Origin of the sequence: Planktothrix tepida PCC 9214 (assembly GCF_900009145.1) — a bacterium.
Taxonomy (GTDB): domain Bacteria; phylum Cyanobacteriota; class Cyanobacteriia; order Cyanobacteriales; family Microcoleaceae; genus Planktothrix; species Planktothrix tepida.
The window spans coordinates 275,200-294,303 of the sequence record NZ_LN889815.1 but is presented as its reverse complement, the minus strand read 5'-3'; the positions used below and the strand labels follow the sequence as shown (position 1 = coordinate 294,303).

11 protein-coding genes are annotated in these 19,104 nt (G+C 39.2%); 2 read left to right on the top strand and 9 right to left on the bottom strand.

All coding sequences use genetic code 11. The annotated features are described in order from the left end of the window. The first annotated feature begins 15 nt into the window (after nucleotides 1–15). Entirely contained in the window at nucleotides 16–771 is a 756-nt protein-coding gene (locus PL9214_RS27985) for an RNA-guided endonuclease InsQ/TnpB family protein (RefSeq protein WP_072722581.1), read from the top strand. A 723-nt stretch (nucleotides 772–1,494) separates the two neighbouring features. On the opposite strand, the gene PL9214_RS27975 is transcribed toward PL9214_RS27985, so the two are convergent. The 6 genes from PL9214_RS27975 to PL9214_RS27950 form a co-directional block, all read right to left on the bottom strand. Then, the gene (locus tag PL9214_RS27975) at nucleotides 1,495–2,211 is read right to left on the bottom strand and encodes a hypothetical protein (protein WP_072722579.1); all 717 of its coding nucleotides are present in this window, start codon (nucleotides 2,209–2,211) and stop codon (nucleotides 1,495–1,497) included. Between the two features lies 1 nt (nucleotide 2,212). Further along, complete coding sequence (locus PL9214_RS27970) at nucleotides 2,213–3,577, bottom strand: hypothetical protein (protein ID WP_245824388.1); 1,365 nt, start codon at nucleotides 3,575–3,577, stop codon at nucleotides 2,213–2,215. A gap of 153 nt (nucleotides 3,578–3,730) precedes the next feature. Further along, nucleotides 3,731–4,603, bottom strand: a complete 873-nt coding sequence (locus tag PL9214_RS27965; protein ID WP_072722577.1) for a hypothetical protein — start codon at nucleotides 4,601–4,603, stop codon at nucleotides 3,731–3,733. Between the two features lie 9 nt (nucleotides 4,604–4,612). Continuing rightward, nucleotides 4,613–7,843 (bottom strand): putative type IV secretion/conjugal transfer ATPase, encoded by a 3,231-nt coding sequence (locus PL9214_RS27960; RefSeq protein ID WP_072722576.1) that lies wholly within the window; start codon nucleotides 7,841–7,843, stop codon nucleotides 4,613–4,615. A 16-nt stretch (nucleotides 7,844–7,859) separates the two neighbouring features. Then, a complete protein-coding gene (locus tag PL9214_RS27955; RefSeq protein WP_072722575.1) occupies nucleotides 7,860–8,549 on the bottom strand; it encodes a hypothetical protein in 690 nt (229 codons plus the stop codon). 29 nt (nucleotides 8,550–8,578) lie between these two features. Further along, entirely contained in the window at nucleotides 8,579–10,825 is a 2,247-nt protein-coding gene (locus PL9214_RS27950) for a hypothetical protein (protein WP_072722574.1), read from the bottom strand. A gap of 280 nt (nucleotides 10,826–11,105) precedes the next feature. On the opposite strand from PL9214_RS27950, the gene PL9214_RS31665 reads away from it, so the two are divergent. Then, entirely contained in the window at nucleotides 11,106–11,246 is a 141-nt protein-coding gene (locus PL9214_RS31665; RefSeq protein ID WP_186440483.1) for a hypothetical protein, read from the top strand. 150 nt (nucleotides 11,247–11,396) lie between these two features. Here the strand turns inward: PL9214_RS31665 and ltrA are convergent, their stop codons facing one another. From ltrA to PL9214_RS27935, 3 genes are all read right to left on the bottom strand, one after another. After that, nucleotides 11,397–13,130: a group II intron reverse transcriptase/maturase gene (gene ltrA / locus PL9214_RS27945; protein WP_072718497.1), complete on the bottom strand. Its 1,734-nt coding sequence runs from the start codon at nucleotides 13,128–13,130 to the stop codon at nucleotides 11,397–11,399. A 1,213-nt stretch (nucleotides 13,131–14,343) separates the two neighbouring features. Continuing rightward, nucleotides 14,344–14,565 carry a flagellar basal body-associated FliL family protein gene (locus tag PL9214_RS27940; protein ID WP_245824386.1) on the bottom strand — a complete coding sequence of 74 codons (222 nt, stop codon included), beginning with the start codon at nucleotides 14,563–14,565 and terminating at the stop codon, nucleotides 14,344–14,346. A 306-nt stretch (nucleotides 14,566–14,871) separates the two neighbouring features. Further along, the gene (locus PL9214_RS27935) at nucleotides 14,872–18,873 is read right to left on the bottom strand and encodes a beta-propeller domain-containing protein (RefSeq protein WP_072722573.1); all 4,002 of its coding nucleotides are present in this window, start codon (nucleotides 18,871–18,873) and stop codon (nucleotides 14,872–14,874) included. Nucleotides 18,874–19,104 lie beyond the last annotated feature (231 nt).

Genomic DNA, 19,104 nt, shown 5'->3' with positions numbered 1-19,104 from the left:
TTTTAAGCGCAGATAATGAAGCTAAGATATCGATATAGAATCTACCCAACAGACCAACAAAAGAGATTGATGTCTCAATTGTTCGGATGCTGTCGGGTAGTTTTTAACGATGCCTTAGCGTACTGTCAAGAACAATACCGTGCAGGCAACAAAAAGCCAAATAGTAATGAACTTTCTAAAAGACTGACAGAACTCAAGAAAACCGAGGAGAAAATCTGGTTGGGAGAAGTTTCTTCTATTCCCTTGCAACAGTCTTTAAGAGATTTAGAACAAGCTTACTCTAACTTTTTTAAATCCTGTAAAGGACAAAGAAAAGGCAAGAAAGTTAAACCTCCCAAGTTTAAAAAGCGTAAATCTAAGCAATCCGCTAGATTTATGGATAATGGTTTTAAACTCTACCCTAATTCCGATTACATTTACATCGCTAAAATCGGCGATATTAAAGTAGTTTGGAGTAGAGAATTACCCGCAACACCTTCTAGTGCTACCTTAATTAAAGATAGTGCTGATAGGTATTTTGTGAGTTTTGTCGTTGAGTTTAATCCTCAACCCTTACCTGAAAATCAAAATTCCGTAGGAATTGATTTAGGAATCACTGATTTTGCGACATTAAGCCACGGTGAAAAAATTAAATCTCCTAAACCCTTAAAGAAACAACTAAAGCGTTTAAGGAGATTACAGCGTAATTTATCAAGAAAACAGAAAGGTAGCAAAAGAAGGGAAGTTGCTAGAAAGAAACTAGCTAANTTGATAGGGGTCAACTTCTTCTAATGGGGGATTTGAAGGGCGAGATGCTACGGTCGGTGCGGGGGCAGGTACAGGACGAGGGGCAGGTGCAGGCCGTACAGGGGGAGGAACAACTTGTACTGTTCTGGGTCTGGGTGGTGGTGTCGCTTGAACAGGTCTTACAGGTTGGGGGGTTGCAGAATTAGATGCAGGTGTAGGTTTGGGTTTAGAAGGTGGTGCTGCATTTGAAGTAGGCGGTTTTTTAGGTGTTGGAGATTGAGGGTTTAGGGTTCGTTGCTGATCTTGAAAAGCTAATTGACTTTTCAGTTCGCCTGATTCATTTTTAGGGGAAAATGTTGTCACTTCGGGTTTTGAGGTTTTTGGTTGTTGAGCAACGGGTTTAGGAGCAAAAAAGACAAACCATAAAAAGCCAAAAACGCCTAAAACAAAACCTGTAGCAGTCAAAACAGAAAACATCCGAACGGTGGGTTTTTGAGAAAGCTCTCGACTTTCTACTTGTTCATCATCCTGTTTAATTCTGTATTCAGAAGCTAACAATTCTAAAGCATCTTGATCATAGCCCGCTAATAATCTTTCTTCATCAGGGCTAAGTTCATCCATTGTTCCTGAAAAGCTAGAGATTGATGTTTTAGAGGAATTTTTCTGCTTCAAATTAGACGTAGTTAATCCTTCTTCAATCGTATCAGGTTCAGAATTAAAATCAGGTTGATGTTGAAAACCATTATTACTCATGATTTTGACCTCACTTTATTGGGGATTGAATTCAGTGATTTTATTAATCTCTAACCCCGCAGAGCGGATTTCATAAACTTTTTGCTCAAATGCGGATGCTTGATCGCCTAATGGAGAAGTTTGAATCTCAACGGCTTTAATTCTAAAGGTTCGGTTGAACGGAATTCTTTCATCTTTTCCTAAACTTCGATCAACAATTAACCGAGTGGCAATCATATCAACTTCCCATTCTCCAGGGCGAATTTCTCTGGGTTCAGAAAGAAACGAAATAATAATCGTCGAGCGAACTTGACCCGAAAAAACGGTACTCGGAACCAAATCAGCAATTTTATCAAGAGAAGCCTTGCCAAATTCAGGTTCCATTAATAAAGAAGCAAAGTAGGTACTGGTTGGAACTCGTTTTGAATTGACTTTGATCCCTGAGTCAGTTTCATTTGTACCCGGAAGTTTACTATCCCAATTAAAGGTTAACTCAGCCCAAGTCTTGATGAAATTTTGGATAACTGATGGATAGCGAAACCGTTGATCTCGTTCAGAAACATAATAAGTTTGACCATTGATGAGTTGAACTTGAGTTGTTCTTAAACTAGCCAATGAATTCATGCGGGAGGCAATAAACAAATGTAGAATTAGCGTGACAAAGTTGATAGCTGTTAAAATCACAAAACACAAGGCAAGCCAATTTTTAGCTTCGGGAAGTAGCGCAGGTTGTGTTAATTTTTGAAGCTTCATATTATCTGAATCCTTTGTAAATAATCAGATTACTTGCGGCTCCGAGAGCATTGCTGAATAAATCGACCAATTGTTTAGCATGACCCGCAATGCCGTTGTATAACGCAATTCCTCCTCCTCCGGCGATGAGAAGAGCTAATGCAGGGGCAAAAATACTGATGAAGAACAGGAAAGCAACATCACTGGCCAGTTCTGCTCCTGAGTTCACCAGAACAACGGCAGCCAGTCCAACGATAATGTTGTAGCCAAGCTGGACACCAAATAAACTGAGAAAACCTGTTGTCCAGGCCCAAATCGGACGACCTTGCAGAGGCAGAAGAGACAACCCCATTGCGATGGGTGCAAATAAACCAGTCAGCAGTAAAGCCGCTTCAAGAACGTTGACGAAAGCCCACTGAATGCTGTATAGAATAAAACGAAGAATGGGTATGGCTTTTTCTCGAAACACAGAACCCGGGTCAGTGACGAAAGTAACGGCATCTTCAGCAGCACCGAATAAGGTACGATTCCAAAGCATTTGTCCAAAGGTTCGCAATGCTTGTAAAGGAACAGAACCCGCCGCTTGTCTTTCAGCTTCATCAACAATTTTTTGCGCCGCTTCGCGTTTAGAATTCCAACAGGTTACGAGTTCTTCACCGACTTGATTTCGACATTCACTATAGAGATTTTCAAGCTGCTGTTTACCAATACTACTGAGGGTAACGTTAGTAATTGCATCTCTAAAGGTGAGTTCTCCCAATTGAGCTTCCAAAACGCTTTGCACTTGTTGATAAGCAAAGCTGCGGCTAACGATGACGGTATTGGCTAGTAATCGACCATTAGCGCCCAGAAAGAGCATGATAACCAGAGGCCAAACAAACAATGAGGCAAGTTCTGACCAAGATTGTTTTTCGATTATATCCTTACCACTGGTGAGGGTAAGGAACAAAATACTGATGGCGGCTAAGGTAATTCCCAAGGATACTAAACCCACCCACAATCCTGAAGCAATAGGGTCAATTGTCCCAATCCAAACTTTGTCCCAGGATTCGGAAGTGGCCCTAGCTAAATTGATCGATTCACTAACAATATCTAATGCTGATCCTTCCCCACCACTAGCCGGGGATGTTATTTGTCCTAAAAGTTGCATCATGGGTTTGACCGGATAAGAAGAGTGCGACGTGCGGAGTGCAATAAGAGTGCGGAGTGCGGTGTGCTGGGTGCGGAGTACGGAGTGCGGGGTGCGGGGTGCAGGGTGCGAAGTGCGGGGTGCAATAAGAGTGCTGTGTGCAATAAAAGTGTGGGGTGCGGAGTATGGGTTTAATAAGAACAATTCAAGTAACAACACTTCGGACAGTTTGCGATCGCCTTCGGCTGGGCGGAGCATCGTCGCCAACAGTGGAATAAGGGTTTAAGACCTTTTGTTGACTCAGGTGAAGAGCGAAAATTAGACAGCAAACAACCCACTCTTGACGCACTCCGCACTCTCCACCCCGCACTCCGCACTCTTATCGCACCCCGCACTCTTACTGCACTCTATCTAATTCGTGTTGTCGTCGTGGGTTGTTTGTCCGAGATAACCACCTCCTGGCAACATGAGCATTCCCGCTTGGGAGCTTGCTTGATTGCCCGATGTAATGCTGCCTCGGCGATCGCTCGTATTGATAGCAGATATTTCCTGAGCCGCTTGGGATAGTAAGACGTTGTTAATTGCCCGATCTGTACGAGCTTGTTGAGCTTCTTGCAAAACTCGGGCATTAACTTGAGCGTTGAGTGCTGTTTGCTGAGACAGGTTTTGCAGAATATGTTGGCTCACATCGAGGCTTTGGGATTCTTCAGCGAGTTGAACATTCTGGGTTGTATCTTGCTCTGTAGCTTGTAAAACTGAGCGACTTTGAGCTTGAGCCTCTTCACTCAAGGTTGAACCATCTGCAATTCCTATCGCAGTATTGCGTTGAGCTTGTCTATCAAGTTCAGACATAATTGCAGTTGAACCTTGGCTATCGGATGAGCCTAATTTGTTCTCCAATTGATCTGAAAGTTGTGTTCCTTCATAACGGGAGGTTGGCGCGTTTAAAATTTCGCGACTAACTTGACTTAAATCGGGAATTTTAATCGCTCCCAAGGATGAAGACAGCAGTTCATTCAGTGTGCCAAATAAGTCGTTTTGTACAAAGCCACGCACATCACCAATAAACTGATCAACTTCCTTAATCACGTTTTCAATGGGTGCGAAGAAATCACCCGAAGTTGATGACGTTTGCACCACAGAAGTTTGAGTGGGTTTTGCAACAGGAGGAGCCGTTTGAGCCAAGGTGGGTTGGTTTGAGCTTATTAAACTTAAACTCAGCCCCAGCACAATTGCAGTTTTTACGGCTACTGGTTTTGTAATCAATAGAATTGGAGATTTCATAAACATTACCTACCGATAGGTGACAAGTGTTTTGGAAGGGGTAGTATCCGGTGTAGATGCAGATGGGGATGAAGCTTTTTCAGACTCACCCCGTCCGATGGAGTCGAAACCTTTTCCATCTTTGAGGGCTGCAACATAGTCTTGAGCGAATTGTTTTAAAGCTTGGAGTCGCCCTTTGAGGGTAGATGGGTACTGAGCAAAAAGGCGATCGCGAGCTTCTTTTTCCTGTAAGTTATTAGCAACAGAAGCCAGCATCATCTCCGCCGGATAAAATCGAGTTCGCCAAAACCGACCCCCTTTTTCAACTAACCAACAGGAATAGAGATCAGAAACTCTGGGTAAGAAAGCTTCTGTTGCATTTTGGCTGATGAGTCGGGGGTCATAACCGAGATACTTTTGAGCCGCGACAACGCCTGTATTCGTAATCCTTCCTGTAATTTTGTAGACCATATTTTGCATAATTTGAGCCCCTGCTGAACACTCACAAATTGCATCAAAATCTTGGCTTAATAGCACAACGGCTATGCCATCTTTTCGCCCTGTTGCACAAAGTTCGCCCACAACAGATGCAAATCCATCTTTCTTTAACAACACGCTCAATTCATCCCCTAAAAATAAACTTTTGGGATGAGAAAGCGCGTTCCGAATACAAGCGGTATGGGCATTAATCGCCATCAAATAAGCATCTTGTTCATTTGATAAACCCGATAGGGCGAAGAACTTAACCGCAGGTTCTGGGGAAAAGGTACTAGGCCTACCAATGGCTTTCCCTAAGCGGGATGTTAATAACGCATTACCTTGACTTAGGATTTGATTAATTGCCAATTTGTCAAGTTCTTCAAAGGATTTGAGATTCAGTCTTTCTTTGCTACAAAACCTCAATAAATCTTGGAAAGTTGGCATTTGTTGCCATTGAGAAGATTGCCAACCGTTTTCAAATGCTTGATTGTAACGAGCTACAATTTCTGGATCTTTGAGGTAGAAATCCAGCATTCGTAAGAGAATAGAATCAACTCGTTGGGCTAAGTGGGGATTATGGATTTTTCCCATTGCGATCGCCACTAATGCTTTACGAATAAATTCTTTCCAAGATTCCATCCGCCGTTCTCGTTCCGCTTTAGGAAATTTTCTTAAATCAGGAGGTTCCAATAAATTACTTGACCCTTCGCTGATATCATAATAAGCGCCTTGCTCCCCTAAAAGTTCAATAGCAGTTTTGAACGTGCTATTGCCTCCACTGCTAATATCCATCCCCACAACAGGAATATTATTCGCTAAAGCTTCTGTGGCAAATCGCCATCCTAAAACGCTTTTTCCAGAACCCGATTCTCCCAGAATTAAAGCACGACTAATTTGATTGTAAAACAAATCAATAAAAATCGGTTTTCCGCCTCGTTCAGTTAATAATTCAACTCCTTTTTGATCAATATCACGAGGAACCGTTAACGGTAGAATTCCGGCTATCGTTTCAGTATCTAACGTCAAACGTCTTTCGCTTAACCATGAGCCACTGTGAAGCAACCATTTAAACGTAATGGGAAGACATTGCAACCAAATTTCCCAAGCAATATTACGTTCACGAATCACTTTAGCAGTTCCAAAACTATTAGAAAGAGCGTTGCAAGCTTGGTTTAATTCTTCAGCCGTATTTCTATATACTAAAAAGGCAACGGCTGTATTTAAAGGAATCGCCCCTTTATAAAGTCGATGTTGGGCATCAAAAGACTCTTCTTGCTTAATTTCAGCACCAATATCGCGTCCCTGTCCTTTCGTTACGGCTCTAATACTCGCAGTTTTTGCACCTTTTGCTTGTCGAGCTAAGTTGTCTTGAATTAACAAAGGATTTCCGACACTAATTTCAACCCAAGCTTCTGTATCATGGACAGAGGTTGAAGACATGATTTGCCACATCCATTTTAATTGTTGCCTTGTGTTTGTCCAACCCATCGGGGAATCATACATCGTCAATACACCACATTCTTTACCCTTCCCTGTTAAATAAACACGGTTGTTACTGCGACGATGCTCAGGACAAGAAGAACGACCTTGTATTCCTTCAATTAAAACGGTACAAATGTGTTTTTCTGTAGTTTTAATTTCGTTGAGATGATATCCAGTTGCCGTTTCTTCTAAACGAATCACTTGGGGAATAGAAGGAGCTTGACCTGGGTTTAATCGGTTCCAAAGCCACTGCCAAACTTCAACTGTATTCAAAGGATTAATGTCTAATCCAATCTTAGTATTTAAGAGAATTTCCCACCGCAGAAATCCTTCTTCAAAGGCACTGAGCAACAGCTTAGTATAAAACTGTTCTTTGTAGATTCTGGTGTTACCTGTTAAGGTTCCTAACAGTTGATCAACTAAAGATTTAACACCATTAATTGCTTTACCCAGGAAGTCTGTAGAAGTTGGTGTATTTCCATTAATTGTCCAAGTACAAAATGCAATTTGTTCCCAATTTTGTCGAGTTCCTTGATAAGTTAATTGTTGGATTCGGCGTTGCTCATTTCGGGTGAGTACAGACACTGCTTTAAGGTCAGTGGTATTGGCTAATTGTTCTAATTCTTGGCATCTGGACGTCTCATCGCTATAACAACCTGTACAAAAGGTGATTTTTTCGCCCCGAGGCAGTTCTCTCATGCCTTCTTCCAGGGATGTTGCAAATCCTGAGACTTCACTATTTAAAAGTAAGTCATGGAATCCTTGAGTCCGAAATGCAAAAACAAGTTGATAGTTAGACCCTTGATTAAGCAGTATTGCTGATGCTTGTCTACCATCTTTATTGATTTCAACTAAACAACAGATATCAGTTTCATTTTGAAAGGGCATAAATCTGTTATTTCCTCCAAATTGATTAGGGACAATTTTGGGTTTTAGTTTGATTTTGAGAGGGGAATGATTGCCTTTTTTGCCAATTCTGGAAGAACGCCTTGATGGTAAGGGAGAGATATAAAAGCTATCACCGTTGCACCATTCATCCCCAGGCGGTTTTCGGAATTGATCGGTAAACAAATGGGGTTGATTTCCAGTGAGGAGCCACCAGCTAACAATGAACCAAAATGAGACGGTGAAAAACCAACCAAGACCCAAGCTGAAAAATCCCATTGTTAGCAGATAAGAAATAATGGTTAGAAAGAACCAAGGGATAATTTGATTGGCGGGAATAAACCCAATACTCGGTTGTTTTCCCAGAATTTTGTTCACTCGGATAAAGTCTTTTTCTGGATCTCGTATTGTCATAGATGGCTCCTGATAATTACTGTAAAATCGTGAAGATTGTGCCAAGTTCTAAACTAGGATTGAATGCCGCAGGTGTGCCTGTTCCATTGCCCACGAATAGAAAAGTGACAACATCAATGGCAATGACAATGCCGAAGGCTAAAGCAATTTGAGTAACAATCGGACGCCAATCATTACCTTGTTGGGCTTGGTTATAAGCAAACAATGCAGCGGCGGCAACGAGTAGAAGAAACACACCTCGAATAGCATTAAAAATTAATGCGATGGTGGTTGCATCAACGGCAGTTCCTCCTCCAGCGGCTCCTGCTTCTGTTGCTAAATTCGTCATAAATTGTTCAAGACCGCTTAAGAAAATAGCTTGGGCTGGAGTTTGGAAGTTATTCAGTAAAGTTGTTACTGTAATAACAGCAACCGCTAAATGCCAAAATCGAATTTTACTGCCCAACCCTTTTTCAAGAATGGGGATAGTCTGCATGATTTTTTGCACCCCAAAGAAAATTAAGGCAGCACAACTAAAAACACTGATGAACAATGGCTGAATTAAACTTAAATAAACCGTGACAATCAGACAAATTGCAATGCAAAGTAAGTCAGCTTTATTCAGGTTGAATTTCCGCATGAATTTGTTGAAAGGATTTGCAGAGCGATGAAAAATGGGTTGAGTGGTTGAAGCAGAGGATTTGGAGTAAAAAGAGTTCTTGTACATAGTTTTGTTTTTCTCCTGTGTTCGGTTATTTAAACTTCTAATTCGTCGTTATTCAAAGACACATTTTTGGGTTTTGGAGCATGGAATGAGCGGTTGCGTTCGGGAGGAGTTTGTGAGGAAGATTGCGTTTTGCTAGGCTGTTCTGAGGAGTCGAGTAATTGCTCCATTTCAGCAATAGGAATACGACACTCTCGAATTTCCGGCGGTTTTCCTGAGACTAAAATTGCGTCAAATACAGCAGCATCATTTTGGCGTGGGTCAGTTCCAATTAATTGTTTTGACCCATTGGGCAGATCAAGGATTTCAAATTCGTATTTGATAGCCCCAGGTGTATTCTGACTTTCACGGGGTTCTCTCCAAGAAAATACGGGTTCAGTTTCTCCTTTAAATCGCTTGGGAAAGGCAGATTGGAAGGTTTCAACGAGGGCTTGGGCGGTTGCCAGTTTGTCGTATTCCGCTTCTGTTTGAGGCAATTTAAAGATGGCTTCCCGTTCCTCTGGGGTTAATTTGTCTTGATTTGCCCCAAATTTCCAGCGATCGCCTTCTTTTGTGCCTGAGAAGATATCCTGTCCATCACTGCCTATGACAGCAACTTGAATTTTGTGATGATCAGGAGTAACATACAGTGTGCCACCTTCATCAAAAGGAATTCCAGATTCAGGAGATTGTCCCGTCGCCAAGGCATAATTAACTAAGCAATCGGCGACGGCTTCACGTTGCTGTTGTACTTTTTTTTGAGTCACAATTTTGCTTAGAAGATCTTCAGGTTCGTCATCAATCGATGATTCGGAAGGAAAAGGAACAGAAGAATTTAGAGGGTTAGAAACAGGTTGAGTTGAGTTAAGTTCGCTATGGGATTGAGTGGAAACTTGAGGTTTTATGGTTTGCTCTAGTTCCTCTACAATTTCTTCTAACCGATCTAACCTTTTTGACAACTTTCCTAAATAATCTTGAATTTGGTCAAGTTGTTGGTCAAGGCTGACACTTTTATTAATTTCGAGTGGAGGAGACCTTTTATAATTCGGATCAATTTGGTTTCCGAGTTTATCAATTTTCTCTCCAATATCAACAGCTTTAATTTCAGTATCATCAATTAAGATGGGATCTTTTTGCTCGGAGGTGACTTGCTGTTTCTCTTCTTTAGAGCTAATTGGCTGGTTTTGGAAAGTTTTATTGGGTTTAACCTTTTGAGTTCGTTCAGACAGATTTTCAGTTCGTTCTGCTAAGGTTTCTAAATCAGCTATTACGTCAGTTTGTCGAGCGCGAATGCTAATTTCCTCCGTTCGTTCATTTAAAGTTTTAATTTGCTCCAGAATTTCCTCAAGTTTTTTAGCTTGATTGTTTTCCTTCGCTTGGGTAATTCCATCAATAAGTTCTTGAATGCTGTTAACTGCTAATAATCCCATTAAAGAAGTCGCTTGAAGGGTTAAACCTGTGACGGTTAGCCCATCAATTTCGCTGGATTTAGCATTAATGATTGAACCTTGATGTTGGCTTTCTTTAAGAAACGCTTCCAAAGACTCAAGCAGTGGATAGGGTTCTTCTGACTTTTCAGGTGTTTTTTGCTGAGTTTCAGGAGTTTTAATCAACTTTTGGGAAGTGCGATTTTTAGCGATTTCACCTAAAGCTCCCGTTTTCAAAGGAATATCATTATCCTCTGAGAGAAGTTCATCAATATCATCTTCCTCTAGGTTTTGTGGTTCTTGACGATTTCGATGAGAAGAACCTAATTTTGATGTAGCTTTCTGGGGTTTAGAGAGTTCTTCGCCTTCTTCTAAATCTGTTAAATCCTCATCAAAATCTTCTGAAAGGTCATCATCACCTAATTGATCATGAGCTTCTAAATCGATTAAATCGCTGACATGAGAAGGTGTGTAGAAATTGTTATTTTCTTTCGTATCAACTCCAGCCTGTTTGAGGTTCTTAACTAAATAGACACCACTGGTTCTTTGACTGGGATCTTTAGTTAAGTAGAAAACAAAGCCAGAAACTTCATCATGTTTTCCTTCAGTAACTAAATCTACACTAATACTGGCTTTTTGATTTCCCGATTCATTGAGTCGGTCAGGACGTTTATTGAAGGACTCAACAAAGTTTTTGAAATCTTCCCAATCTTCAACACCGCCTTCTTCTTGAATAGCATCAAGAGCAGTATCTAAAGTTTCTTGAATATGCTCTAGCCTTTTAACGTGCTTGGGATCTGTAGCAGTTAGAACAGACCAATCCCGTTTAGGTGGGGAAAACTTTTTAGGCTTAGTTGCTGATTTTGTAACCATTCATTAATCTCCATTTCAGTTAATTATTTTTGTTGGCTCTAATAGTTATTAATTGTCAGTAATAGTGCTTGAAATAAGGTTGTTTCTTTCGGTTTATATTTGATTCAGTCACAAGTTAGATCAATTGGCAGTTATTACTAGGAAAGCTATCATCCATTGGGTTGAGACACTAAGAGGATTAATTGACGCTACTGCTTCCCCCTGACGGCTGAAGACTAATATTTAATGCTTCTGTGGATAACTACTCTAATCACAGGTTGGCTAGGTGCGATGCCGATAGGTGATATTTGTCTGTCTATGCGATCGCATAGCCGCCACCTGTCAGTATCCTAATGCTAATCAACAACGACTCCGCGATCGCATAGCCGCCGCCTGTCGGCATCGCGTAGCCACCGCCTGCGTCTTGGCATCGCAATGCTAATCAACAACGACTACACTATCGCAAGCAACAAGGACAAAAACAATCAAAGGGTCAAAGCACTTTAGAAATTAATATTAGGGGTCGAGGGGGGCTTTACAACCCCCAACTCCCATTCAGAACCGTGCTTGCGACTTTCATCGCACACGGCTCCTAGTCTAATTGTCTGTTATCATCAGAACATCCGGTTTCTTTTGGGTTGTACGACCCATCGGTTGCCGTTTTAGTATCGTGACAATGGCGATGTAATAATTGCAGATTTTTATATTCATCTTTACCGCCTAGTGACGTGGGGATGATATGGTCGATCTCTGCAATATCTTCTGGGGTAAAATATTGTCCACAGAAATTGCATTTGCCTTTTTGCTTTTTGAGCAAAATTGCTACTCGTTTTGGGACATCATAAGATGTTCCTTTTCTTGTACTCCAATACATCCAGTTTCCGTCATACGGTGATGCTTCAGGTCTTACAGTTACATGACGAGTAATAGGTGTTTCTGCATGGGTAAGTAATCTGTAACCTTTTTGGGTTTCAAAATTCCATGTTCTATTACCGTTCTTTTTGAAATAATGTTTCAGATTTTTGTAACCTGCTTTACCACATCGGCTAACTGTCCATGCTCTTAATCTCAGCCATGTATTATGGTCTAAAAAGGAAAATGTTTCTTTGGAAACAGCTTTGGAATGGTAGTTACACCATCCTCTTATGACTGGATTTAGGCGTTTGATTAATGCGTATTGAGGTGCAGTTTTGTGGGTTTTAATCACTTCTTTCACTTTATCCGCGTGAGCTTTAATTGCCTTTTTACTAGGTTTAATTAGGGTTTTAAATCCTAATTGTTTGGTGTTTCCTCCTGTTGTACCACAATGGTGTTTACCAACTGGATATTGTCGGAAATTCCAACCTAGAAAATCGAATCCTGGTTGTACCTTTTCGTCTTTTACTTCGATTTCTCTCAGTGTGTGACAGATTCGGGTTTTAGTTGGTTTCAGTTCTAACCCGATGGGTTTTAACCATTCTTCGATAGCAATTTGGCACTGTTGTATGATTTCTAATTGTGGACTTATCACCACGAAATCATCGGCATATCTGATGACTTGAGCTTGAACGCGGTTATTCTTTTTAGGGAATTTGTGTTTAATTAACTCAATCATTCCATCCAGTGCGATGTTAGCAAGTAAAGGACTGATGACCCCCCCTTGCGGAGTGCCCGCCTCTGTTGCTTCAAATATGCCGTTATCCATCACTCCAGCTTTCAACCATTGTCTGATTTGGGCTTTTATTGTTGATGGACAATCAATTTTGGACAGTAGGTAATCATGATTAATCTGGTCAAAACACTTTGAGATGTCAGCATCTAGGATGTAATATTCACCTTTGCTGATGCTTTGGAAGATTCGTGACATCGCGTCATGGGCAGAGCGTCCGGGTCTAAACCCGTAACTTTCACCCTCGAATCTGGCTTCCCATTGAGGTTCTAATGCCAATTTAACCAAGGCTTGCCTGACTCTATCTTGTAGAGTTGGGATTCCTAAAGGACGTTTTTCTCCGTTAGGTTTGGGTATCCATTTTCTTCGGAGTGGTTTCGCCTTTTGGTATTTACTCAGGTTTTGAGCAAGTTCTAGTCGTTGCTTGGGTGTGATGGATTTAATGCCATCAACCCCGGCTGTTTTCTTGCCCTGATTATCTTGAGTAACCCTTCTGATTGCTAAGAGTTTGGCGTAATATGACTTAACTAGAAGTTTTTGGAGCTTTCGAGCTTTCGCATTTTGTCCCGATAATGATGCTTGGTAAATTCTCTTTTGCAGCTTAAATACTACCCGTTGGACTTTCGCCCAATTGATAGAATTCCATGCTTCCGTAGTCTTGGTTATACTCGTTTTCACCGTTTTTACTGCTAATTGAAACCTTACCTAACAACTAAACCGGAATCTATCAGCGTATCCTAAATATTACATCTAGGCTTTAGCTTCTGACTCCATCTCTGGCCCTCATAACATACGCTTTAGATTTGTAGCTACCTAACAGTATTCGACCACTGTAGGAGTATATGAGGGGTTTTAACGTTCCTTGAAAATGGGTTTATTGCCTTTAGAATCATCCTATCTGCCGGGGTACTTTTGGGAGTCTAAGTAAGTGTTATACGGAATTAACCTTACCTTTTATAGAGGGTTTGTTGAGCCCCCTACCTTTTCCCCTTGTTCTTTTGAACGCAGCGTAATCAAGTCAATTTCGCTACTTAATTTTTACGACAGTTCAAGCCGGATGTTTACTTTCGTTATTCTTGGGCAATTGGCTAGAGAAATTCTTAGATTTTGACTTAAATCCGTTTTCCCGTTACTCCCAGCTTCAGTGTTTTGATAATCAGTCTGACACTGTGGGAATTGCCGAATCTCTTTGGAATAGGCTACCGTACTTTATTATTCGGAAAGCCGCACCATTGACTCCGAGATTGACCTTCCTTTAAGGTCACATTTTCAAAGTTAAGATAGATTTAATTGGATTTACTATTGATTTAGCATCAATTACCAATTGTCTGAACCTATCTCCCTGCTTACGTTTCGGTGTTTAAACCTAAACTTTGGCAGGAACGTCTCGCACCAACAATCAAAATCATAACCTACTGGAATGAGTAGTTTTACTTACCGAATTAAGGTACGGAATTTTGACATGGCTTGCTGTTCCACAGGAGAGGAAACAGAAGGAAAAAGAAGGGAAAACAGTGCATTTTCTCCCTCTTCGTGATTTTGATTAAACGGCAAAATGTTACATAAGATACCAAATTTGTCGTAATACAACAGGCTACATCAGGAAATAACAGGGAAAATAGTGCATTTTTTCCCTACTTTTCCCTATTTTTTCCTCCCTGTTTTTAGGGGTTTTTTGGGCTTGTGTGGAAAGAAAGAGTCAATCTGTAGTTTTAATACTACAAATGTAACAAGAGCCAATGGAAAATTTTCCATTGACTCCTGTGCGATGATATGGAGAGTTACAATTATAAATCCCCAGACCTGCAATCATCGACTGGGAGTTGGCAGTATTCACAACAAAAATTAGCCCGTTCTTTCACAAGGTGGCGCAGTTAAGCTGGAATATAAGTCATGAATAAGATTGACCCGTTAGAAAGGGTAAATTGCCTGTTTTTAACAAAATCATCAAATGTTCAATGCGTTCATATTCATCGAGTTCCTGCTGTTCGACGGGAGTTAAATCTCCTCCTTGACGACGACTTAATAGGGTCAGTAACCGAGACTGCATTTCGGGTGTGGGACTAAATTGGGTAATTTGGGTGGGGGTAGGTTGACTACTGAGAAAATTCAAAATGTAGCGATAAACTTGAGCCGTTCGAGGAGGTTGAACTTTTTGACTACTTTTTCAGCAAACCCTATCTAAACTTTGTCACATACCCCGAAAGGTAGGATTATCCAGAACACCCTAATTTGTGATAAATGCTAAAATTCCTGCTCCTGTCCGTTCAATGCACCATTGTGCAAACCACATAAACTTGACATAATCATCTTGGAATTCATTCCAGGTTCCGTTCTTTTAAAGGGACACCATTTATAGAATAATAGTCTTTAAATAATTCACTGAAAAAGATAGAAAAAATTATATATAAAATTAATTTCAATCATCAGATATTAGATATTCAAAAAGGCTACGAGTATCTTGATAGTTTAAATAATCTTCATAACTTCCAACATCATTAAGAGAGTATCCATCATAAAAAAGTTGGCTTCTGTAAAACCAATGATTGCTCTCATAATGACGTCTTGATCGGGTAAATCTATAATCAACAGTATTTAACTGACGAGAATGACGAGAATAAAGAAAATTATTGTTTGAATCATCTAAATCAACCTGATAAATAGAATGTTCTTTATAGGAGTCTTGATTAAAATCGGAATCATTGTCAGCCAATGAGTTTTTTCCTAGATTTCTATCTATGAACTTAGATGAAATATCAACATCTTCTTGTTCAACAGGAACAACTTTAACCTCAACTAAATCACTAATATTTTCTGGGATAGCTTCAGCATAAATTTCATAACTTCCTCCAGAATCCGGGGAGGGGACGAAATAACCCTTGTGATCAATTGTTCCCCCTGTTGCATCCCATTCAATATAATTGGGTATTATGAAATCTCCCTGTTGATCAAATCCAGTAACTTTAAATTGAAACCCCTGGTTGGGTTTTAGTTCAACTTGTTCGGGCTGAATTTTTAACTTTCTTAAAACCGGAATAACGTTGACATTAACAGAATCACTAATTTGAGCAAAATTGATACAAGATTCGCCCACCCAATCTAATATGCGAACGCTCATTTTAATTGTCTGCTTGATCACCCATGCTTGGAAATCTACTTCAACATTAGAAATTTCTTCGGAATAATCTGAATCTGAATCAGAACCAAAGTTATCAAAAATATTATCAGTTTTAGCAGGTTTATTTTGAAGCTCAGTATCTAAATTACTAGAATTTAAAAGTTTTTGAATTGTATCACTCAGAGAAAATAACCGTTCGGCTAATTTAATACTACGAGCTAATAATTTTGTATAAATTCCAAAGGTTAATATTTTTGAGCGGATATCATAGGGAGATAAAGAAGAAACTTTAGCCGTTACTTTATAAAAGCCTTTATCATTATCATAGGCTGTAAATATACCCTTTTGATCAATTCTTTTTCCAGGAGCTTCCCAAAAAATATTTCCTGTTTCAATTTCATTTCCATATTGATCATACCCAATGGCTTTAAAAGTTATACTTTCATTAGGTTTTATAAAACTATCCTGATTGGGATAAATATTAATCTGTCTTAAAACAGGTAATAGATTAACCGTTGCGCTAGCTTCAATCGAGTTAACTTTAGCTGTTACTATGACTTGAGATTCTTCATAACCCCCCCTAAAAACTCCTTCTGAGTTAATTCGACCACCTGGGGTACATTTCCATTGAACATTTTCTACCCAAATCCAGTTCCCTACCTGATTTAACCCCATCACTTCAAAAGTTATCGGTTCATTCGGTTCTACAGAAATAGTGTTAGGCAAAATGATTAGATCAGTTAAGATGGAGGGAACAATAACTTTAGCCGTTGCACTAATTGTTTGACCCGGAATTGAAGCGGTAACGGTGTATTCCCCTTGACTATAAAACGAAACTGTATAATGTCCATCGTTGTTAATTTCACCCCCAGTTTGAGTCCAATTTACTTTTCCAACTGAAATAGGATTCCCTCTTTGATCTAAACCCTGAACTGTAAATTCATGGCGTTGGTTAGGAGACATTACTATAGATTTAGGCTCTATGCTCAAAGAGGTTAATTTTGGGCGTTCAATGACTTTTACTTGGACAGATTGACTAATTTTTTCGATTGTTGCACGAATAGTAACTGTTTCTTCAAAGTCACCTACAATGAACATCCCATTATTAGGAAGTTTTATATTGTTAGCAGTCCAAGTGACTTGTCCAATTTCAATGGGTTTGTTGTATTGATCAAAACCCTCAACGCTAAATTTTTGAGAGTCACCACAATATAGAATGGCTTCTGAAGGACTAATTTCTAAAGATGCAAGTTTAGGTTTTTCAAGGATTATAATTGATATTTTACAACTAACCTGGTCAACTTGCCCTTGAACAGTAAAGCTAGAACCCGGTATATTTCCGGCTTGAAATAGTCCGTCTTCAATTTCTCCACCTGTGGCAGTCCAAATGACTTTTTCAATTTCAATGGGTTTGTTGTATTGATCAAAACCTTGAACAGTAAATTGTTGATATTCTTCACAATATAGAGCTTGATAATCTGGACTAATTTTTAAATATTTTAGTTGAGGCTTTTCAAGGATTGTAATTGATATTTTGCAACTAACCTGGTCAGCTTGCGCTTGAACAGTAAAGCTAGAACCCGATATATTTCCGGCTTGAAATAGTCCGTTTTTAATTTCTCCACCTGTTGCAGTCCAAGTGGCTTGTCCAATTTCAATAGGTTTATTGTATTGATCAAAACCTTGAACAGTAAATTGTTGATGTTCTCCACAATATATAGATTTACAATCGGGACTAATTTTTAAATATTTTAGTTGAGGTTTTTCAAGGATTGTAATTGATGCCTTGCAACTAATAAGATTAACAGTTGCTTGAATATTAAAGTTAGAGCCTGAGCTATACCCCGCTTGAAATAGTCCGTCTTCAATCTCTCCACCTGTTGCAGTCCAAGTTATTTTTTCAATTTCAATGGGTTTATTATATTGGTCAAAACCTTGAACCTTAAATTCTTGATATTCACCACAATATAGAGTTTTATAAGCGGGACTAATTTTTAAAGATTTTAGTTTAGGAGAATCGCCTGTTAAGGGATATAAATATTTTCCTGTTTGTAAATCCCAGATTTTGATCCAATCTCGACCACCACTAACAAATCGCTTACTATTGGAGCTAACAGCAATAGAACTAATAAATCCAGAATGATCTATGATAGCGTTAGTTTGATTAGAGTTTTTGATATAAATACTTCCGGTTTGGCTTCCTATGACTTGAATATTCCCATTAGGGCTAATATCAAAACCAGTGAGGGTTTTAAATCTTTTTGAAATTGTTTTAACACAATTCAAAGTGTTGACATTGGATTTAAAGTTAGATTTATTTTTACTTTCTCCAAAGAAGAAACCTTGGGTTAAGAAAGGAATTGTTAAAGTTGTTCCTCCTGTAAATTTAGCTAAAATAGCTGATATGATCCATACAAGTATGTAGCCCAAAGGGATATTAAATTTTTCTGCTGAAGTATTTGGATCTTTTTCCCATATTTTAATGACGCCATCTCGACTGCCTGTAATTAAAGATTGATGCTCAGAACTGATAGCTACAGCTTTAACCCAATCTGAATGTCCTTCAAGAGTTCGTAATAATGATTGATTTGTCAAATCCCATAACTTTATTGTTTTATCTGTACTTCCACTCACTAAAACTTGGCTATCAGAACTAACTGCTAAAGAAGATACCCATCCCGTATGACCATTAAATGTGTGGATCAGTTTCTTGCTGTCTAAATCCCAGACTTTAATAGTTTTATCTGCACTTCCACTAATTAATTTTTTATTATCTGGGGTAATTTTTACCACATTAACCCAACTTTCATGCTCTGTAAAAGTATGTAAAATATTTTTGGTCTTTAAACTCCATATTTTAACGGTTTTGTCAATGCTACTACTAAACAAATATTGACCATCGGAACTAATAGCAACAGACAAAACCCAATGGGAATGAGCGTCAAGTGTATGAGCTAATTCTCCTGTGTTTAAATTCCAAATTCTAATTTTCTTCCAACTTCCACCAACGATAATTTTATGTTCTGAACTAATCGCTACGCAAGAAATTGTATCGTGAGCTAAAACATTAGGTGATTTCGGGTTAACACTTTCAGTCAAATAGGGATTATCACCATACAGTACCCAATAAGCTGATTGTTGAACTTGCTCCGATGAATCAGTTAATGCCTGTTGTGCAAGTAAATCTAAGCCTTGATCAAATTTCAGACATTCTGAAAGTGCTGTAAGTCGTTGTTTAAGATCAGAACTAGCGAATTTAGTCTGAATATCGTTGAAGTGTTGCTGCTGAAAATGTTCAGCCATTGTTCTCCTTTAATTTTGCACTAATTGATAGTTTTATTTAAGTGTTTTTGAGGTAAAATTATAATTTTTTACCCTCATAAGAAGTTACAACTCAATTTTGTAGTTGTTACCATTGTTTGCATTACTTGTATGATTTAATTTCTTGCTATAAAAGACATTAAAGCAATTTAATACATACAATTGCAAACAAGAAATATGTAATATGTAGCGGGAACTTATCTATTACTGTAA

Excerpts from the sequence above, each read along its gene's own strand:
- PL9214_RS27975 (WP_072722579.1), bottom strand. The coding sequence starts at position 2,211 with ATGAAGCTTCAAAAATTAACACAACCTGCGCTACTTCCCGAAGCTAAA.
- PL9214_RS27970 (WP_245824388.1), bottom strand. The coding sequence starts at position 3,577 with ATGCTCCGCCCAGCCGAAGGCGATCGCAAACTGTCCGAAGTGTTGTTA.
- PL9214_RS27965 (WP_072722577.1), bottom strand. The coding sequence starts at position 4,603 with ATGAAATCTCCAATTCTATTGATTACAAAACCAGTAGCCGTAAAAACT.
- PL9214_RS27960 (WP_072722576.1), bottom strand. The coding sequence starts at position 7,843 with ATGACAATACGAGATCCAGAAAAAGACTTTATCCGAGTGAACAAAATT.
- PL9214_RS27955 (WP_072722575.1), bottom strand. The coding sequence starts at position 8,549 with ATGTACAAGAACTCTTTTTACTCCAAATCCTCTGCTTCAACCACTCAA.
- PL9214_RS27950 (WP_072722574.1), bottom strand. The coding sequence starts at position 10,825 with ATGGTTACAAAATCAGCAACTAAGCCTAAAAAGTTTTCCCCACCTAAA.
- PL9214_RS27935 (WP_072722573.1), bottom strand. The coding sequence starts at position 18,873 with ATGGCTGAACATTTTCAGCAGCAACACTTCAACGATATTCAGACTAAA.